Genomic DNA, 16222 nt, shown 5'->3' on the forward strand with positions numbered 1-16222 from the left:
GTATTTTCAGGCCTTGTCCTCATTATACATAAAAAAAATAATCTCATATTAAAAAATCCTAATTTTTACATTTTCCACACAACCCTTACATTGCTCTGAACTTTCCGTCATAAAAGAAAAAGATGGTATGAAACTCCCATTCACACCATCTTTTTGCTTCCGTTATTTATTTGATCCTGTATAAGGAAGAATGTATTTCACAATCAATTCCCATCTATCCCGTGCATTCGGCATAACTTCAGAAGCAATTACTACAACCAAATCCTTCTCTGGAATACAACAAATTATATTCCCACCATCACCCATTGCACAATACGAATAGACACCCTCTTCTTCTCGTAACCACCATAAGTAACCATATTGATTTGAATTCATCGCTATTGATTCTTTTATCCATGATTTTGATAGTATTTGTTTTCCATTATGAATACCTTCATTCAAATACATCTGTCCAAACTTAGCCATATCCCTAACCGTTAACGTTAGTCCCCAGCCGCCCGCCGAAATACCATTTGGATCGTGAACCCATCCTTTCACATCTTTTCCGAATAAGTCATCAAATCCAAATGCTTTCATATTATAATTTGGAATTTCTCTCATGCCGAGTGGCTGAAATAAGTATTCATTCGCAAATTCACGCGCATTTTTTCCTATTGCGTTCGTTATGATCGCTGATAGTATATGAGCTCCTGCAGATGAATATTTAAAAGATCCAATTTCTCCGCCGTTTCCTATCCTATTTAACGTATATTGTATCCAATCTTGTTGTGTACATAGTTCTTCTAACGGTTCCTGCCAGTCTACGAATGGATGTGGAGCTGTCATCGTTAGAAGATGGCTTACTGTTACTTCAGATGAATTAACGTTATATTCCGGGAAAAATTCTATTACTCTTTGATCAACGCTTTTTATATAGCCCTTATCTATACATATCCCAATTAGCGCAGAGATTATCGTTTTTGTGACTGACGCTATGTGAAATGCATCATCTGGACCGTAACCGTTATAATATTTTTCAAAAATAACATTACCTTTCTGCATTACTAACATACCATTCATATTTTCATATTCTTCTTTTATAATCTGATCTAACTTTTCAGCAGTTTTCATTATTCTTTCCCCTTTAACCTGTAATTAAAAAGGTTCGATAGGTACATATATATCAACTATATGTTTATGCTTTGGATGCTGCTTTGGGTCATTTCTATATACTTCAAAAGGATACGAGTCTCTCGGTTTATATCCGCTATTTGGCAGCCACTCACCATATATAAAGTCCCACGCTCCCTTATATTCATCTTGGAATATTTCAAAATGTCCTACTGCATACTTGCCTGAAGGTATTATCATTATTCCAATATCACTCGTTTCTACTGCGGACGCATCCGGAATTGTTATACATAAACTTGTTCTTAAATGATAGTTCTCAGTAAATTCATGATGATCGTGGTAAATGGTTAATACTTTCGTATCCTCAAATACATGATATTTTTTCTTCGCCGCGTAACGAAATAATTTTTCTATCATTTCTGGAAAAGCTATAGCTAACTCTTCATATGTACCTGTATGTCTTATGTATGCGACGTTTATATTATCCGCTGTTACAATTTCAACATTTCCTCGAACCTTCTTACATTCATTGTATTGAGGAATTCCCCTTACGTCTTTGCAATTCTTGCTATTATCGTTTCGATATTGAGATGGACTTATTCCGTAATGACTTTTAAATGTGCGGGAGAAAACTGCTGAATCTGTAAACCCGAAGTGATACGCAATATGTGTAATCGTCATATCTGTGCGATATGTAAGTAGATTTGTTGCCCTTTCTAACTTCAATCGGTTTACATACCGTGATAATGGCTCGTCTACTATCCCCTTGAAAATCCGATGAAAATGAAACTTTGAAAATCCTGCTACATCCGCTAGCTCTTCAATGGATAGTGAACTGTCTATGTTTGATTCTATATAATCTTGAACCTTATGTATGCGTCTTACATACTCATTTCTACTCTGTTTATTCTCCATACTCTTTATCTCCTCACAACAAAAAGAACCATCCCAGAATACTTTTAGGACGGCTTTCTATTCGTAATAGATTCTTCCATATTCTATTGTTAAATCGATATAATTTCACTATATTTTTTAAATTGATGGTAATGTGGCGGTCTCCCGATTTAATTGAAAGAAACAACTATTTTTTTATAGCCCTACGCAAATTAGTAATATTATTGGGATTTAGCTCCCATTGTCTCATAAGTTCTCTTTGTCTTGTTTTTAAGTCTTCAAATGGTTCTTCCACTATGTCGATTTTATTAAATTTCCCTTCGAAAACTAAAGCATTTTTTATCTTTTTATATCCACCAAAACCTAAGTCATCATTTAGTAACCAGACTACTCTCTGTATTTTTGCGAATAAAATACCACCTGTACACATTGGACACGGTTCCAACGTGCTATAAATAGTAAACTTCTCATTTTTTATTTTTGCATCAAACATTGCTTCCCCTGCATTGCGAATAGCGTCTATCTCTGCGTGAGCTGTTATGTCTTTTTGTGGATGCACTCTATTTCTTCCTCTTGCAATGACATTATTATTTCCATCAACAATAACTGCTCCTACTGGATATGTGTTTTCTTTTAATGCCATCTCCAAAAAATATCTATCTCTTTCAAAATGCATATAAATCCCCTTCTTTTGATGAAATTATTTTACAGAAATTGCTTTTGACATCCCACTCACTTCTATCAAATTAACAAAACAAAAAAGGATATCATTATGTCTGCAACAACGGGGCAAGAATGGTGTTTTAATATAAACTTAATTGAATAGAATTTGTGATAAAATCCCATCTTCATTAAGCTAAGAAAAACAAATACTCTAAAACGAGAAATTTTGAGGTATCATAAAAATTTTCAAATTTTTAATTCTTGTTTTGACGTTTCTTTTGTATGCTCCCTATAACTCCAAATACAATCGCTACTGCTAAACATACGATTGAGAAAGTTTGTAATACGTTTGTCGAAAAATAGCCTACCCCTAACACTACTGCTAAAACGATTCCTGCTACTAACATTCTCCGTTGCTGCATATCCATGTAATCATTCCCCTTTTATTTACACATTTTTCAAAAACAAAACTCTACTACCGCCGTTCCCATCATAATTTGTATGTACCGATACACCCTCTACCTCATCATCCCCAGCCTCAATACGAAAACCGATTTCTTGATGAAACTGTATCGACTTTTTATTAGTTGGTGACGTAATTGCTTTTACAACTTTACGATTATTTGCACGAGCGACATCAAAGAAATAAGAATACAATGTCGATGCGATTCCTCTTCTTCTATACTTCGGATTTACACCGATAAAATGAACGTATGCTTCATCTTTATATGTTTGTGAAAAAAATCCACATAAGAAACCTAACGTTTCTCCTTCTTCTTCAATGATAAAACTCGTTTCTTGAAAGTGAACGAAAAACAATTTTGGCAACATGGCAGCCATGTCTCTCCCGCCCCACCAATCATTTAAAACAGAATGAATCTTTACATAATCTTCCCCTTGGATGTTTCTTACTCGCATATGTTTCTCCCTCTCACTCACTTCATTTTTTCATAAATTTTAATGACTGTTTCTACTAATAGGATGAATACCCATATCCCGCAAAATACAAGAACTGACTGAAATATAGAACCTAGCATAACAATACTTATTAAACCTAATTCTGATCCTGAAATGGACATTTCATCAAACCCCAGGTTATGTATAAATGGACCAGTTGAAAAAGCCATTAAAATAGATCCTATTAAATAAATCACACTCATTATTTTTAATATTTTTATAGAAAGATACGAAGTTTGTTCTTGCTCCACTTGTGATAATTCGATTTCTCCGTTCTCAATTCCTTTTTGTAAACAGTCTTCACATAGAAATTATTCCTTAATTTTTTTACCACCGTGCATCGTACCTGTTATTTCTTTACATCTTGAACATTTTCGATTTATCATGTTGTTACCACTCCAATCTATTAAGATTATACTTATATAATTCTATTTTTACCTTAATATCCCTTTTATGTATTTTATAGAGAAAGGTCGTGTTTTATGATTTCAAAACTCACGTTTGGCTCGAAAAAACGTACCGTTCATTATGTATTAAGACCTAGTTGTTATGCGAGTATTTTCCATTCATCTTCTTCAAAGATTGCTGTTATCCAAAAAGGAGACCGTTACTTTCTACCTGGTGGCGGTATGGAAGGTAATGAAACAAAAGAAGAATGTTTGCACCGTGAACTACTAGAGGAATTAGGATGGGCAATTAAAATTGATCAGTATGTCGGTAATGCGGCTCGATATTTTTATGCAGAAAAGGAAGATATATATTATTTAAACGATGGATTTTTTTATATTGCGAATATGGTGCAGAAACAAACTGAAAACTGTGAGGAGGATCATGTTCTAAGGTGGATGTCTCCATTGCATGCTATAAAGCTTCTCATACACGATCATCAAAAATGGGCCGTTGAACAAGCGCTTTTATTACAAATACAAAAATGATCTCCTTCTATATGAAAGAGATCATTTTTACTGTTAACTTACTTTTTTCAAATTGAGAGCAGGCTTTTTCATTCCGCCTTTTTTTACAACATATAAACCGATAAAGATAATAAGCCCGCCAACGAGTTGCATCATATTAACTTGCTCCCCAATTGTCACTGCCGCAAAGATAACTGCGAATAAAGGTACAAGATACATATAAACCATTACTTTTGTTGAGCCTATTTGACTAATACCGACATACCATATTGCTAGTCCGAAGATGGTCGCGAAGATGATTGAATATGCTAGTGATCCCCAGCTTGGCGTATCTACTGGCCATGTTAATGAATTTACGTTGAATAAACAGTATATAACTAGCGGTACAATTCCAATTAAAGTAGACCATGATGTGACTCTCATTGCGGAGTATTTTGTGATAAGAGGTTGCGCTAATATTGGATACCATCCCCACGCAATTGCTGCGACTAATCCAATTACATTTCCGAGCCACGCATACTCATATGTAGCTCCTCCTGTATGTCCTGTTAATAAAACGAATGCTGCACCAATAAACGCTACTATTGAACCAATTTGTACTTTCATCGAAAAACGTTCTTGTTTGTGTAATACTGCTAATATCCCTGTAAAAATAGGTGACATCGCAATTAATAATGAGGCGTTCGTTGCTGAAGTATATTTCACAGATAGCATAAACATCGTTTGATACATTGCCGTACCAACGATGCCGACTGCTACTAATCGTAACCAATCTTTTCTTTCAATACGTAATGAACGTTCCATCATAAACGTAATAAGTAATAATACCGGAGATGCTACTAAAAATCGTAAACTATTAAATTGAATGGATGACATAAATGCCACGCCATACTTTCCAATTGTATAATTTGCTCCCCATACTAATGCAACTGATACTAGGAGCCATTCCATTTGCCATCGTTTCATCCGAATCTCCCCTTCCATATTTAGCATAGTAAAATTGGCTGAATATAACACCGTCCAATTGGCTGTTTTTTTACCCAGCCAATTTGTTATACTGAATATATATAAGAGATTCGGAGGCGTTTGTATGGAATGGAAGCTAGATAACGACAGTAAAATCCCCATTTATCAGCAAGTTGTTGACTTTATTGAAAAACGTATTACATATGGAGAACTTCCTCCAGGTAGCTTCCTCCCTTCCGAACGGAAATTAGCTACACAGTTAAATGTAAACCGTAGTACGGTAACGACTGCTTATAATGAATTACGTGCTATGGGAATTGTAGAAAGTACGACTGGTAAAGGAACACGCGTGAGTACACATATGTGGGGTGTTTCTCCGACATTAACGCCGAACTGGAGGAATTTCGTGGAAGGCGGTACGTTCTTACCAAACTTGCCGTTACTTCGCCATATTCGGGCAGAAGTACAACAAAATGAAAACATCATTGATTTCGCAAATGGAGAGCTCGGTTGTAATCTCTATCCTCACGATCAACTACAAACGATTTTACGAGAACAACCGTTAACGCACTCATTAAGTTACGATCATCCGCAAGGCTATCTCCCGCTAAGACAAGCGGTCGTAAAATATATGAAAGAATATTTAAAAGTTGAGGCGACTGAACAATCCATTATGATTACATCCGGCGCCCAGCAAGCACTTCACCTTATCGTACAATGCTTATTAAATCCCGGTGATGCAGTCGCTTTTGAAAGTCCTTCACACTGTTATTCCTTACCGTTATTCCAATCAGCAGGTATTCGTATTTTCCCGTTACCTGTCGATGAACATGGTATTAATCCGGATGATGTACAGGAATTATATAGAAAGCACCGCATTAAAATGATTTTTTTAAATCCAAATTTCCAAAACCCTACGGGCGCAATGCTTCATCCAAACCGTAGAAAAAAACTGTTATCACTTTGCGCAGATTTACGAATTGCGATCGTTGAAGATGATCCATCTAGTTTGCTGACACTAGAAAAGAAACAACCTTGTCCTACTTTAAAATCAATAGATGAAAATGGGACAGTCATTTATGTACATTCCTTATCTAAAATGATTGCACCAGGTTTACGAGTCGGCTGGCTTGTCGCCCCGCAGTCTGTAGTAGAAAGGTTATCCGACGCAAGACACCAAATGGAATTAGGTATGAGTATTTTCCCGCAGTGGCTTATGCAGCAATTTTTCGAAACTGTGCCATTTCACTCTCATATCGTACCGTTACGAAAACAATTAGCGGAAAAAAGAGACGTTATCGTTCGCGCCTTAAATGAGCAACTTCACGACAAAATCTCTTTTTCAAACCCGACCGGCGGTATATACATATGGGGAAAATTAAACGAACCGATAAACGAAAAACAACTCATTATGCAAAGTTTAAAACAAGAAATCGCCTTTATGCCGGGTAGTATTTTCGGCGCGAAAGATGGTTATATTCGTTTATCTTATGGAAAAGTGAATATTAATCAAATTGAGGAAGGGATTTCTCGTTTACGTGAGGCTATTTTGCTTTGTGAAAAATAATGTGAGATAAAGCCTTCTCGTTTGACAAAAGAAAAATCTACCATTATTATCAACACGAACCTAGTTACCCCGCATTAACGGGCAATAAAACTCCCAGCTCAAAATTTAGCTGTAACAAAGAAGTTAGGTGGGAGATTAACTGCCCGTAAATGCCCGATTGGTTCAACTAATAATCAGTGAAGGGTGAATCCCCCCACTGATTAAAGTTTCACTTTATAGGAGTGGTAAAAATGAAAATTTACGTTGATGCAGATGCTTGCCCTGTAAAAGATGTAATTATTTATGAGGCTACGAATGCAGAAATCCCTGTAACCCTCGTTACTAGCTTTTCTCATTATTCTAATGCTCAGCAGCCTAAAGGTGTGGAAACAATTTATGTTGATTCTGGAGCAGATGCTGCAGATTACCGAATTATGCAGTTAGCAAAAAAAGAAGATTTAATCGTAACGCAAGATTACGGTCTTGCTTCGCTCGCTTTAGCAAAAGGCTGTATCGTACTACACCATAAAGGCTATAAGTATACGAATGATAACATTGAACAATTGTTACAAACACGATATTTAAGTGCAATGGTTCGAAAAAGTGGTAAGCGTACAAAGGGACCGAAACCATTTACAGCAGAAGATAAAGAGAAATTTAGAGCGCTCTTTAAAAGTATGATCGCCCATTAAAGATGAACCTTCTTTTCGAAAGGAAAACTTCGCAAAACAAAGAAGAGAATATCCAAATGAACATTCTCTTCTTGAGGTTTACCCGTTTAAAATGAAGGTAAATTATCTAAGTTATTTTCCTTTATTCCATCAGGTTCACTACGTATAATATCTCTGCCATACTTATGAAATACATCCACATGAGCTAACTTCCCTGATTTTGCTTCACTAAGAGCAGTCATATAATCTAACTCTCTCCCGCTACTTGTTTTAAACGCTATTAAATCACCATCATCATTTTTACGAACAGCAACAATTTGTTCTGCTCCTGAATTGACTTCATTGTCTACTTCAAATTGAGCTTGCTCTTCTCCTTGATGTAAGTAATCATTATAAACTTTTTCAAAGTCTTTATTGTCCATAACATTCACCTCCAGCACATTTTTTAGTATGGCTGGGAGGTAGTGGTTTTATGTACTTTTCTCTTAGAAAAACGTATTTTAATACCTACGCAAACCCTTCAAAGTCTCCAATATATCATCTGTAAAAGCTGTACTACCCTCTGTCTCTAAAGCTCTGAAATATAAACTTCTTAAGAAAGCTCTAATATTTTGTACTAAAATATCATACTGAGGATGCGGGATGTCTTCAACGATTGCTATACTATGTAACCAGTTGCTCCACTCTTCTTCTGTTAAAAGATTTTGATTACGTAACGACATAATTGGCGTTACTAATCTCTCATCCTCAAAGTGTATGTAAACATAGTCATTTAGGCGAACTTTCTGACGAACAGCAGCCAATATTGCATATGAAAATTCACGATTTTGTATTGTACGAGCTAACGCATCGAGTGCATCAGCAGCATGTGCAGTAGAGTGTGCCCATCCTTTTCCTTCTACGTAACCCCTTACATCCTCTTCTAAATAGACATATTCCAGCACTTGTTCTGCTACACTGTACAGTTGTTCTTCGGATAACAACGGTTCTCTTTCATGAACAGATAAAATAAGTGGTGGAATTAATACGGAGAATGCACGTTTAAATACAGAGTCTGTTCCCTTTTCACCAATTTTATAAAATAAATAATCAGGACTAATTGCTTGTAACATTAATCCTCTTAACTCTTTTTGTCTAAATACATCATTTGTAATCCATGTGTGAAGCGTACTATAAATTAAATCATCACGTAATTCAGCATCAGTTGATCCGATATAATCTAGCATCCATTGCGCATATGGATATGCATCTACGTCTTCTGGTACAGCATAATTGTTATTTTTAATTTGTAGTAGTTCTTCTTTTAGTTCTAGTACTTCATTCATTATATTTCTTGTCCCCTTTTTGCGTTTTTTATTGTCTTATCCCCTTTTATTTGCTTCATAAAATTAATTTAATTATAACAATAAACAAAAGGCTATACATATATTTCTGATTATGTATTACGCTCTTTCATGAAATATAACTTCTGGATTTCCTAAATCATTATTCTTAAATATAACATTCGTACACTCTTTTGGATTATGCTCATCTATATACATCTTACAGGCAGCATGATATCTGTTTAAAAACATCTTCTCTGCTTCTTCATAACTTCCAAAAGCTTCAGTTTCCCGCTTAGCACCACGTTTTCTCGCAATCTCAAAATTTGTATCTACAAAGATTTTGTAATCAAATAAATGCGCAACGTCTTTTTTCAATAGAAACGTTCCATCTACTATTAATATCATATTTTGCGTGGCCAATAGCGGCTCATTATGTACAGGCATATCCGTTATTAAGTTATGAGAAATCGTTTCATATTGTAAATTCCCGTTAGGTCCTAAAGGCATTAATAATCTTTCTTTGAAAGCTGTATAATCGTGTGCATCTTCATAATACCCCCTTGCAGATTCTTTTCCTTTTGCATAGCGAATCACTCTTGGATTATGAAAATCATCAATGCTGGCGCGTGTTACTGGTAATCCTCGTTTTTTTATTTCTTCCGCTAGTTCGTTTGCAAATGTTGTTTTTCCTGATGCTGTAATACCACTTACTCCAACTCTTGTTGGATAGGTTAAGTTTAGCTTTAAAATATAATCTGCAATTTTTTTGATTTGTTGTTTTCGGTTCATGATATCTCCCTTTACATTTAGTTTACATAATATTATTACAAGTAATAATACATGTCGCTATTTGTCGGTAAGTCGATATCCTTTCTCGAATCGCTGATATCTCGAAAAAATCATTGATATATTTTAAGTTATGATAGATATATTTGAAAAATCGTTGATATATTATTAGCTTACTTTCCCTTAAACCCTCGATATAAAGCAGTCCGTAATTCTTGTTTGTATTCTTCAATTTCTGGCATTTCGAGTTCTTCTGCTAGTCTGATAGCTAATTCAATATCATACGGTACTCGTACAAGTTGAATAGAAAAGCTCGCTGCTTCTTTTTCATTGTAAGTTCCTTCAAATATTAAATAGGAAGCTTGTGTTATTTCAAGTGGGTTTCCTACGCTACCGGCATTACATAACGTTTTCCCTCTGAAATTTTGAACGAATGCTTGGTGAACGTCACCGTAACAAACGACATCTGGTTTTCTTTCCCCTTCTATATTTTCCGTCAGATCACTATTTTCGAACATACTAATACGTTCTTCTCTTGAAGCGTGTGGTTGAATTCTTTCATATAAACTTCTCGGTGAAGCGTGGAACATACGAATCAATTTGCCACTCATAAAAAATTCGATTGAAAATGGTAAGCTTCTTAAATAATCATTTTGTTCTTCCGATAATTGTTTTTGATGCCATTTTAACGCTTCAAATTCAGTCGTTTTTGTAATAAAATCATCCCAGTTACCCATTACAACTACTTCACATTCTTTACGAATGATTTCAATTACTTCGCTAGAATGAGGGCCTTTTCCGACTAAATCTCCAAGACAAATAATGCGTTCAATTCCTCTTAATTTAATATCTTTCAGTACAGAATCTAATGCCGGAATATTGCCGTGAATATCTGAAATTACTGCTATTTTATCCATATGAATCCCTCCATTACTTATAGTTTATTATATCCTCATGTTGTGATTGATACCATTTTGGAATATAGGATGAAAAATGATTATGATCTTCTAAAATTCTGTTCAATCTTTCTTTCATATCATCTACTAAATGGGGCATGCTTCTGTTTGTCCATACGATATCCGCTGGGAATGTCATTGCTGCATATAAGGAGTACAGTTTCCAAAAATGAAGTGACGGTTCTCCCCCGCAATAACCATGAACTTGTCCAACTGCAAATGGTTTACTTATTCTTGTAGTAAAAATCGCTACGTTATAGAAATCGTGTATTGGATCGCCAAAATCATATCCACCAAAATCGATAACGATAAACTCCTTATTATGAATCATACTATTTGCTGGATGGAAATCATCGTGTAAAAAGGTGATTGGACGATTTTTCAATAAATACTTATGATTTTCTACAAAGGTTAATATGGGCTTCAAATCGAGAAATTTCACCTCGTAACCTTCTAATGCTTCTATATATCTTTCATACTTATTCCATCGAACCGTTTCCCATTTATTACTTACGCTTTCTTTTTCAATTGAATGAATCCTCTTTAATACTTCCCCTGCTTTTCTTCCTGCATAATACTGTTCTTCCACCGATAGCTTCCCTAAACCTTCTTCACCATTTACACCTTGGACCCATTCAAATACTTGAACACATTTATTTAATTCCTCAAGTTTTATGAAATGAATTAACTTCGGCGTTGGAATATGTAATAACTCTAATTGTTTCATATACGTATATTCTTCTTGTTTACGTTCAAAATGAACAGCATCACATACTTTTACAAAATAGGTTTCTTGATTCTTTAATTCAATTTTATACTTCTCTTCATGTGAAAAACCTTTTGAAATAGCTGTACACGTTGCAATACGAGGCCATTCTAGTATTCTCTCTATCTCTCTAAGCATTTCTTCCACAACGTTCACCTCTATTAATATATGTACAAACTACCTAGCACTTCATGTTCTCGTTTATTTCCACCTTTAAACTCTACTGCAAATGGATTTTCGCCATTCTTATTCAAATGTTCTAGTACTAGCCCTTCTCCAATCGGTTCACAAAACTGCACATGAATATCTCCAAATACTACACTTTGACACTCGGCATTCCATTTTTCATTTTTCACAACTGAGCTTGTAGATAGCTCCATTACTTCTTTCCATTTCCGTACTGTTTCTCGAACATTTTTTACTGCGTAATGAATCGTTTCAATTTGTTGCACTTTGTTTTTATGTTCAGTAATCGTCCCACTGTTACGTAAATCGTTTCTTCTTTCTTCGTCCGTTTCATTCCACTGTATAAAGAAAGGTAATTTCGGTCCGTTCTCTTCTTGCTTAACGAATAACATTTTCCATTCTAAAAGTCGGCCATCTTTTCTCATACGTTTCCCTTCAAATGGCCCTATCGTATGTAAGCCGTACTTATTAAAGTTAACTGCTAGCTCCTCAATTGCATCTGTTCGGATCGCGATTTGTAGCATTCCTTCTCCATTTTGTAGTTTCACCACTGTTTCTTGTACTAATGGATTTTCTGCTTCTTTCGCTTTTTCTTCATGTTGAACTGCTAAAAATTCTATATATGATAAATCAAAATAACTTAAACTATTCCAAGTACCCCAATTCTTATGCTCTCCGCCTAATACAGTATGAAATCCAAGTTCCTGCATTTGTTTTGCCTCTTCCTCCGGTGTACCATGAACTGCGTGAACGAGATGATCAAATCGTAACATGTCTTTCTCCCCTTTCTCTCCATCCTTTTATTGTATATTTTATTTTTCTTTCATTCAATTCAAAAACTTTAAAACCTAGTTGATTTATACGATTAATATGTATTATAATGAAACAAATTTAATTATTGCTGATTGGAAAAACCAAAGGCACTTTTCTCATACGGGAAAAGTGTCTTTTTCATTTATTATTACAGGGGGATTATTTATGCAGAAATTAATTGTCTTTGCTATTATTGGATTTTTCGCTCAATTGATCGATGGAGCACTTGGAATGGCGTATGGAGTAACGTCTTCCTCTTTATTATTAATGTTTGGTATTGCACCAGCTGTTGCATCTGCATCAGTTCATTTAGCTGAAGTCGTTACAACTGCAGCTTCCGGCGCATCTCATATCAAATTTGGAAACGTTGATAAATATACAGTTTCCAGGCTTACATTACCTGGGGCAATCGGCGCATTTGTTGGGGCATGTTTTTTAAGTAATTTGCCCGGAGATGTAATCAAACCATACATTTCCGTATTTTTATTTACTTTAGGGGTTTATATTTTATTACGATTCATCATTCAAAAACAAATTGTCACTTCAAATAAGCGTATGTCTGCAAAACAACTTGTGCCGCTTGGTTTATTCGCTGGATTCGTTGATTCAACTGGTGGCGGTGGTTGGGGGCCCATTACGACACCTGTTCTTCTAGCAAGAGGAAATGAAGCTAGAAAAGTTATTGGATCTGTAGATACGAGTGAATTTCCTGTTTCACTCGCTGCAACAATCGGCTTTTTCATTTCACTTGGCTGGGAACAAGTAAGCTGGGTTTGGGTATTTGCCTTAATGCTCGGCGGTATTGTCGCAGCTCCAATTGCTGCATGGTTAGTCCGCATCGTTCCACCCCATTTACTTGGCGTATTAGTTGGTGGTCTTATTATCTTTACAAATATTCGTACACTGCTTACTACATTTAAAGTGGATCCAACTGTTATTTCACTTTCTTACGTTGCAGTTGGTCTTGTCGTTATTATTTCTATTTTCATTGCTGTTCGAAATCATTCCAATCGTCCTAACGCATCAACGGCTGAGTATCCAAATGATCAGAAGCAAATGCTACCATAACTATAAAAAAATACCGCTCAATTTAGAGCGGTATTTTTTATTTTTCTATTTTCCAATTAATCATCGTTTCTGTAGCATTTACTCTCTTCATATGTAACTTTTCTAAAACACGCATCGAACTATAGTTATCTAGGAGTGTCTCTGCAATTATTGTTTCTACCTCTCCTGTTTTGAAAGCCCAATCGATTAGTTCTCTTACAGCTTCTGTTGCATAGCCCTGATTCCAATATTTCTCAATAAATCCATAACCGATTTCTACTGTTTGATTCTCATTTGGTTTCCCCTTAAACCCAATATCACCTAAAACGATATCATCTTCTTTCCGAAGAACATACCACGCCCCCCATGATAATAAATCCGCATCTTGTTTTATATTCCCTACATGCCCCACAATATGCGGACCGCTATTATATCCTTGCTCGTTAGCGACTTGAATCCTCTCTTCTGTACACGGCACTATATAGAGCCTTTCTGTTTCTAATTTCATTTTGATTTCCCCTTTTTGCTTAAACGTTACTCAAATTATAACAAATAATATGACCTTATCATGAATGTCGAATTATATTTTTCTGAATTTTCTTTTAATTTAAAGGATTTTTCAATATTTTTTGCGAAACATTTGTATAACAATTTTTTCTTTGCTTATTGCTACATAATAGTTGGTTCGGGTGGAGTTTTGCAAGCGTTTCCTATACAATAACCGATATTTTTTGATTTTTTCCTACAAAATATCTTGCAATATATTCAGAAAGTCATTACAATTGCCATATATTAAAAATCTTAGCAATATATAAATCCTCATCAATCCGATGAGGTAGAGGTTGCGACTTTTAATAGTAAAACGGACGAGACACAGAGAATGTCAGCTGACTCCGTTTGAAAGGAAAAGTTGCCGAAGTTTATATTTCTTCTCTGGAAATATGAGCTGGGGCTGTCTCCGAAAGGAACAGAACTGTCACGTTTACAAAATTACCGTGTAAACGTGGGGTGCTATCTTAACGGAAGGGTATGATGGGGTGGTTATTTGTGAAACGTTCCGCCAAATTCCTTTGGCGGTTTTTTGTATTTTTCTCCCCCGCTCCTTCCTAACCTACAAGAAAAGGAGTGTTGAACATGAATAGCGCAACAAATCAATCTACCTCTAAAACGCAAACTACACAAGGAAAAGGTGAATTAAGACGCGGTCTAAAATCAAGGCACCTTACGATGATTTCTCTCGGTGGTACAATTGGTACCGGACTATTTCTTGCCAGCGGTGGTGTCATCCATACAGCTGGACCTGGTGGCGCATTAATTGCATACGCCGCAATTGGAATTATGGTTTATTTTTTAATGACAAGCTTAGCTGAACTTGCAGCTTACATGCCTGTTACTGGATCTTTTAGCACGTATGCAACAAAATTTGTTGATCCATCACTTGGCTTTGCACTTGGATGGAACTATTGGTATAACTGGGCAATTACAATTGCGGCAGAACTAGCGGCCGTAACATTAATTATGAAATTTTGGTTCCCGGATACCCCTTCTCTTATTTGGAGCGGATTATGTTTAGCTATTATTTTCCTTTTAAACTACTTATCTGTTAAAGGGTTTGGTGAATCTGAATATTGGTTCGCACTTATTAAAGTAGTTACTATTATTATCTTTTTAATTGTTGGTTTCATGATGATTTTCGGAATTATGGGCGGCGAAACGGTTGGATTCAAAAACTTCACTGTTGCAGATGCACCATTTAACGGCGGTATCATGGCAATTATCGGTGTATTTATGGCAGCTGGTTTCTCTTTCCAAGGAACTGAATTATTAGGAGTAGCTGCTGGTGAAACATCTGATCCAGAACGTAATATTCCGAAAGCAATTCGTTCGATCTTTTGGCGTATTCTTTTATTCTATATCCTTGCGATTCTCGTTATCGGTTTATTAATTCCTTATACAACTGAAAGCCTTGCAGCAAGTGATGTAACAGTAAGTCCATTTACACTTATTTTTGAAAAAGCGGGCGTTGCCTTTGCTGCTTCTGTTATGAACGCTGTTATTTTAACTGCTGTACTATCTGCTGGTAACTCTGGTATGTATGCATCAACTCGTATGCTTTGGGATTTAGCTCGCCAAGGAAAAGCACCAAAATTCTTAGGCAAATTAGATAGCCGCGGTGTACCTGTTAACGCGTTAATCGTAACGTCAATTGTTGGTAGTATTGCTTTCATTGCTTCTTTATTCGGTGACGGTGTTGTATACATTTGGTTATTAAACGCATCTGGAATGTCTGGCTTTATCGCATGGGTTGGAATCGCAATTAGTCATTACCGTTTCCGTAAAGCATATATCGCACAAGGAAAAGATTTAAATGACTTACCATATAGAGCAAAATGGTTCCCATTTGGTCCAATCTTCGCATTTACACTTTGTATCATCGTAATTTTAGGACAAAACTACGGGGCATTTATGGGTGAATCAATCGATTGGAATGGCGTACTCGTTTCTTACATCGGTTTACCACTCTTCTTAGTACTATGGTTAGGATATAAATTTACGAAAAAAACAAAAGTGATTCCACTTGATAAATGTGAACTAAAATAAAGTGAAACGAGCAAACAAATT

General features: G+C 35.7%; 19 protein-coding genes and 1 riboswitch. Of the genes, 5 read left to right on the forward strand and 14 right to left on the reverse strand.

Annotated features, from left to right (window positions below; translation table 11 throughout):
* Positions 1-162: 162 nt before the first annotated feature.
* From BAQ53_RS14460 to BAQ53_RS14485, 6 genes are all read right to left on the reverse strand, one after another.
* Positions 163-1110 carry a serine hydrolase domain-containing protein gene (locus tag BAQ53_RS14460; protein ID WP_208905610.1) on the reverse strand — a complete coding sequence of 316 codons (948 nt, stop codon included), beginning with the start codon at positions 1108-1110 and terminating at the stop codon, positions 163-165.
* Positions 1111-1134: 24 nt separating this feature from the next.
* Positions 1135-2025, reverse strand: coding sequence for an AraC family transcriptional regulator (locus BAQ53_RS14465; RefSeq protein ID WP_208905612.1), 891 nt, complete (start codon positions 2023-2025; stop codon positions 1135-1137).
* 166 nt (positions 2026-2191) lie between these two features.
* On the reverse strand, positions 2192-2680 hold the full coding sequence (locus BAQ53_RS14470; protein ID WP_208905614.1) for a nucleoside deaminase: 489 nt from the start codon (positions 2678-2680) through the stop codon (positions 2192-2194).
* Positions 2681-2921: 241 nt separating this feature from the next.
* Positions 2922-3095 (reverse strand): hypothetical protein, encoded by a 174-nt coding sequence (locus BAQ53_RS14475; RefSeq protein ID WP_000367555.1) that lies wholly within the window; start codon positions 3093-3095, stop codon positions 2922-2924.
* Between the two features lie 19 nt (positions 3096-3114).
* Positions 3115-3585 (reverse strand): GNAT family N-acetyltransferase, encoded by a 471-nt coding sequence (locus tag BAQ53_RS14480; RefSeq protein ID WP_001266057.1) that lies wholly within the window; start codon positions 3583-3585, stop codon positions 3115-3117.
* A 17-nt stretch (positions 3586-3602) separates the two neighbouring features.
* Complete coding sequence (locus BAQ53_RS14485; protein WP_080545888.1) at positions 3603-3905, reverse strand: DUF3980 domain-containing protein; 303 nt, start codon at positions 3903-3905, stop codon at positions 3603-3605.
* 201 nt (positions 3906-4106) lie between these two features.
* Between BAQ53_RS14485 and BAQ53_RS14490 the strand changes: the two genes are divergently transcribed.
* Positions 4107-4559, forward strand: a complete 453-nt coding sequence (locus BAQ53_RS14490; RefSeq protein WP_208905616.1) for an NUDIX hydrolase — start codon at positions 4107-4109, stop codon at positions 4557-4559.
* Positions 4560-4592: 33 nt separating this feature from the next.
* Here the strand turns inward: BAQ53_RS14490 and BAQ53_RS14495 are convergent, their stop codons facing one another.
* Positions 4593-5504 (reverse strand): DMT family transporter, encoded by a 912-nt coding sequence (locus tag BAQ53_RS14495; RefSeq protein WP_151522189.1) that lies wholly within the window; start codon positions 5502-5504, stop codon positions 4593-4595.
* A 124-nt stretch (positions 5505-5628) separates the two neighbouring features.
* Between BAQ53_RS14495 and pdxR the strand changes: the two genes are divergently transcribed.
* Positions 5629-7071: a MocR-like pyridoxine biosynthesis transcription factor PdxR gene (gene pdxR, locus BAQ53_RS14500; RefSeq protein WP_208905618.1), complete on the forward strand. Its 1443-nt coding sequence runs from the start codon at positions 5629-5631 to the stop codon at positions 7069-7071.
* Between the two features lie 230 nt (positions 7072-7301).
* Positions 7302-7742: a YaiI/YqxD family protein gene (locus tag BAQ53_RS14505; RefSeq protein WP_000708787.1), complete on the forward strand. Its 441-nt coding sequence runs from the start codon at positions 7302-7304 to the stop codon at positions 7740-7742.
* Between the two features lie 86 nt (positions 7743-7828).
* Here the strand turns inward: BAQ53_RS14505 and BAQ53_RS14510 are convergent, their stop codons facing one another.
* From BAQ53_RS14510 to BAQ53_RS14535, 6 genes are all read right to left on the reverse strand, one after another.
* On the reverse strand, positions 7829-8143 hold the full coding sequence (locus BAQ53_RS14510; RefSeq protein ID WP_000368864.1) for a DUF3892 domain-containing protein: 315 nt from the start codon (positions 8141-8143) through the stop codon (positions 7829-7831).
* 78 nt (positions 8144-8221) lie between these two features.
* Positions 8222-9046 (reverse strand): DUF2785 domain-containing protein, encoded by an 825-nt coding sequence (locus BAQ53_RS14515; RefSeq protein WP_208905620.1) that lies wholly within the window; start codon positions 9044-9046, stop codon positions 8222-8224.
* A gap of 117 nt (positions 9047-9163) precedes the next feature.
* Positions 9164-9835, reverse strand: coding sequence for a nucleoside/nucleotide kinase family protein (locus BAQ53_RS14520; RefSeq protein ID WP_089149490.1), 672 nt, complete (start codon positions 9833-9835; stop codon positions 9164-9166).
* A gap of 170 nt (positions 9836-10005) precedes the next feature.
* On the reverse strand, positions 10006-10749 hold the full coding sequence (locus BAQ53_RS14525; RefSeq protein ID WP_000357618.1) for a metallophosphoesterase family protein: 744 nt from the start codon (positions 10747-10749) through the stop codon (positions 10006-10008).
* 13 nt (positions 10750-10762) lie between these two features.
* Complete coding sequence (locus BAQ53_RS14530; protein WP_208905622.1) at positions 10763-11701, reverse strand: aminoglycoside phosphotransferase family protein; 939 nt, start codon at positions 11699-11701, stop codon at positions 10763-10765.
* A gap of 14 nt (positions 11702-11715) precedes the next feature.
* Positions 11716-12513, reverse strand: a complete 798-nt coding sequence (locus BAQ53_RS14535; protein ID WP_208905634.1) for a VOC family protein — start codon at positions 12511-12513, stop codon at positions 11716-11718.
* Positions 12514-12718: 205 nt separating this feature from the next.
* On the opposite strand from BAQ53_RS14535, the gene BAQ53_RS14540 reads away from it, so the two are divergent.
* Positions 12719-13621: a sulfite exporter TauE/SafE family protein gene (locus tag BAQ53_RS14540; protein ID WP_001170721.1), complete on the forward strand. Its 903-nt coding sequence runs from the start codon at positions 12719-12721 to the stop codon at positions 13619-13621.
* A 37-nt stretch (positions 13622-13658) separates the two neighbouring features.
* Here the strand turns inward: BAQ53_RS14540 and BAQ53_RS14545 are convergent, their stop codons facing one another.
* Entirely contained in the window at positions 13659-14108 is a 450-nt protein-coding gene (locus tag BAQ53_RS14545) for a GNAT family N-acetyltransferase (protein ID WP_000764603.1), read from the reverse strand.
* 320 nt (positions 14109-14428) lie between these two features.
* Positions 14429-14622: riboswitch (Lysine riboswitch) on the forward strand.
* 112 nt (positions 14623-14734) lie between these two features.
* Between BAQ53_RS14545 and BAQ53_RS14550 the strand changes: the two genes are divergently transcribed.
* Positions 14735-16201 (forward strand): amino acid permease, encoded by a 1467-nt coding sequence (locus tag BAQ53_RS14550; protein WP_001083381.1) that lies wholly within the window; start codon positions 14735-14737, stop codon positions 16199-16201.
* The last annotated feature ends 21 nt before the right edge of the window (positions 16202-16222 follow it).

Origin of the sequence: Bacillus sp. B25(2016b) (genome assembly GCF_001679765.1) — a bacterium.
Lineage (GTDB): Bacteria > Bacillota > Bacilli > Bacillales > Bacillaceae_G > Bacillus_A > Bacillus_A thuringiensis_K.

What these genes read in the sequence shown, in the direction of transcription:
- BAQ53_RS14495 (WP_151522189.1), bottom strand. Translation starts at nt 5,504, where the DNA reads ATGAAACGATGGCAAATGGAATGGCTCCTAGTATCAGTTGCATTAGTA.
- BAQ53_RS14505 (WP_000708787.1), top strand. Translation starts at nt 7,302, where the DNA reads ATGAAAATTTACGTTGATGCAGATGCTTGCCCTGTAAAAGATGTAATT.
- BAQ53_RS14480 (WP_001266057.1), bottom strand. Translation starts at nt 3,585, where the DNA reads ATGCGAGTAAGAAACATCCAAGGGGAAGATTATGTAAAGATTCATTCT.
- BAQ53_RS14520 (WP_089149490.1), bottom strand. Translation starts at nt 9,835, where the DNA reads ATGAACCGAAAACAACAAATCAAAAAAATTGCAGATTATATTTTAAAG.
- BAQ53_RS14510 (WP_000368864.1), bottom strand. Translation starts at nt 8,143, where the DNA reads ATGGACAATAAAGACTTTGAAAAAGTTTATAATGATTACTTACATCAA.
- BAQ53_RS14460 (WP_208905610.1), bottom strand. Translation starts at nt 1,110, where the DNA reads ATGAAAACTGCTGAAAAGTTAGATCAGATTATAAAAGAAGAATATGAA.
- BAQ53_RS14490 (WP_208905616.1), top strand. Translation starts at nt 4,107, where the DNA reads ATGATTTCAAAACTCACGTTTGGCTCGAAAAAACGTACCGTTCATTAT.
- BAQ53_RS14525 (WP_000357618.1), bottom strand. Translation starts at nt 10,749, where the DNA reads ATGGATAAAATAGCAGTAATTTCAGATATTCACGGCAATATTCCGGCA.
- BAQ53_RS14465 (WP_208905612.1), bottom strand. Translation starts at nt 2,025, where the DNA reads ATGGAGAATAAACAGAGTAGAAATGAGTATGTAAGACGCATACATAAG.
- BAQ53_RS14550 (WP_001083381.1), top strand. Translation starts at nt 14,735, where the DNA reads ATGAATAGCGCAACAAATCAATCTACCTCTAAAACGCAAACTACACAA.
- BAQ53_RS14545 (WP_000764603.1), bottom strand. Translation starts at nt 14,108, where the DNA reads ATGAAATTAGAAACAGAAAGGCTCTATATAGTGCCGTGTACAGAAGAG.
- BAQ53_RS14515 (WP_208905620.1), bottom strand. Translation starts at nt 9,046, where the DNA reads ATGAATGAAGTACTAGAACTAAAAGAAGAACTACTACAAATTAAAAAT.
- BAQ53_RS14470 (WP_208905614.1), bottom strand. Translation starts at nt 2,680, where the DNA reads ATGCATTTTGAAAGAGATAGATATTTTTTGGAGATGGCATTAAAAGAA.
- pdxR (WP_208905618.1), top strand. Translation starts at nt 5,629, where the DNA reads ATGGAATGGAAGCTAGATAACGACAGTAAAATCCCCATTTATCAGCAA.
- BAQ53_RS14535 (WP_208905634.1), bottom strand. Translation starts at nt 12,513, where the DNA reads ATGTTACGATTTGATCATCTCGTTCACGCAGTTCATGGTACACCGGAG.
- BAQ53_RS14475 (WP_000367555.1), bottom strand. Translation starts at nt 3,095, where the DNA reads ATGGATATGCAGCAACGGAGAATGTTAGTAGCAGGAATCGTTTTAGCA.
- BAQ53_RS14540 (WP_001170721.1), top strand. Translation starts at nt 12,719, where the DNA reads ATGCAGAAATTAATTGTCTTTGCTATTATTGGATTTTTCGCTCAATTG.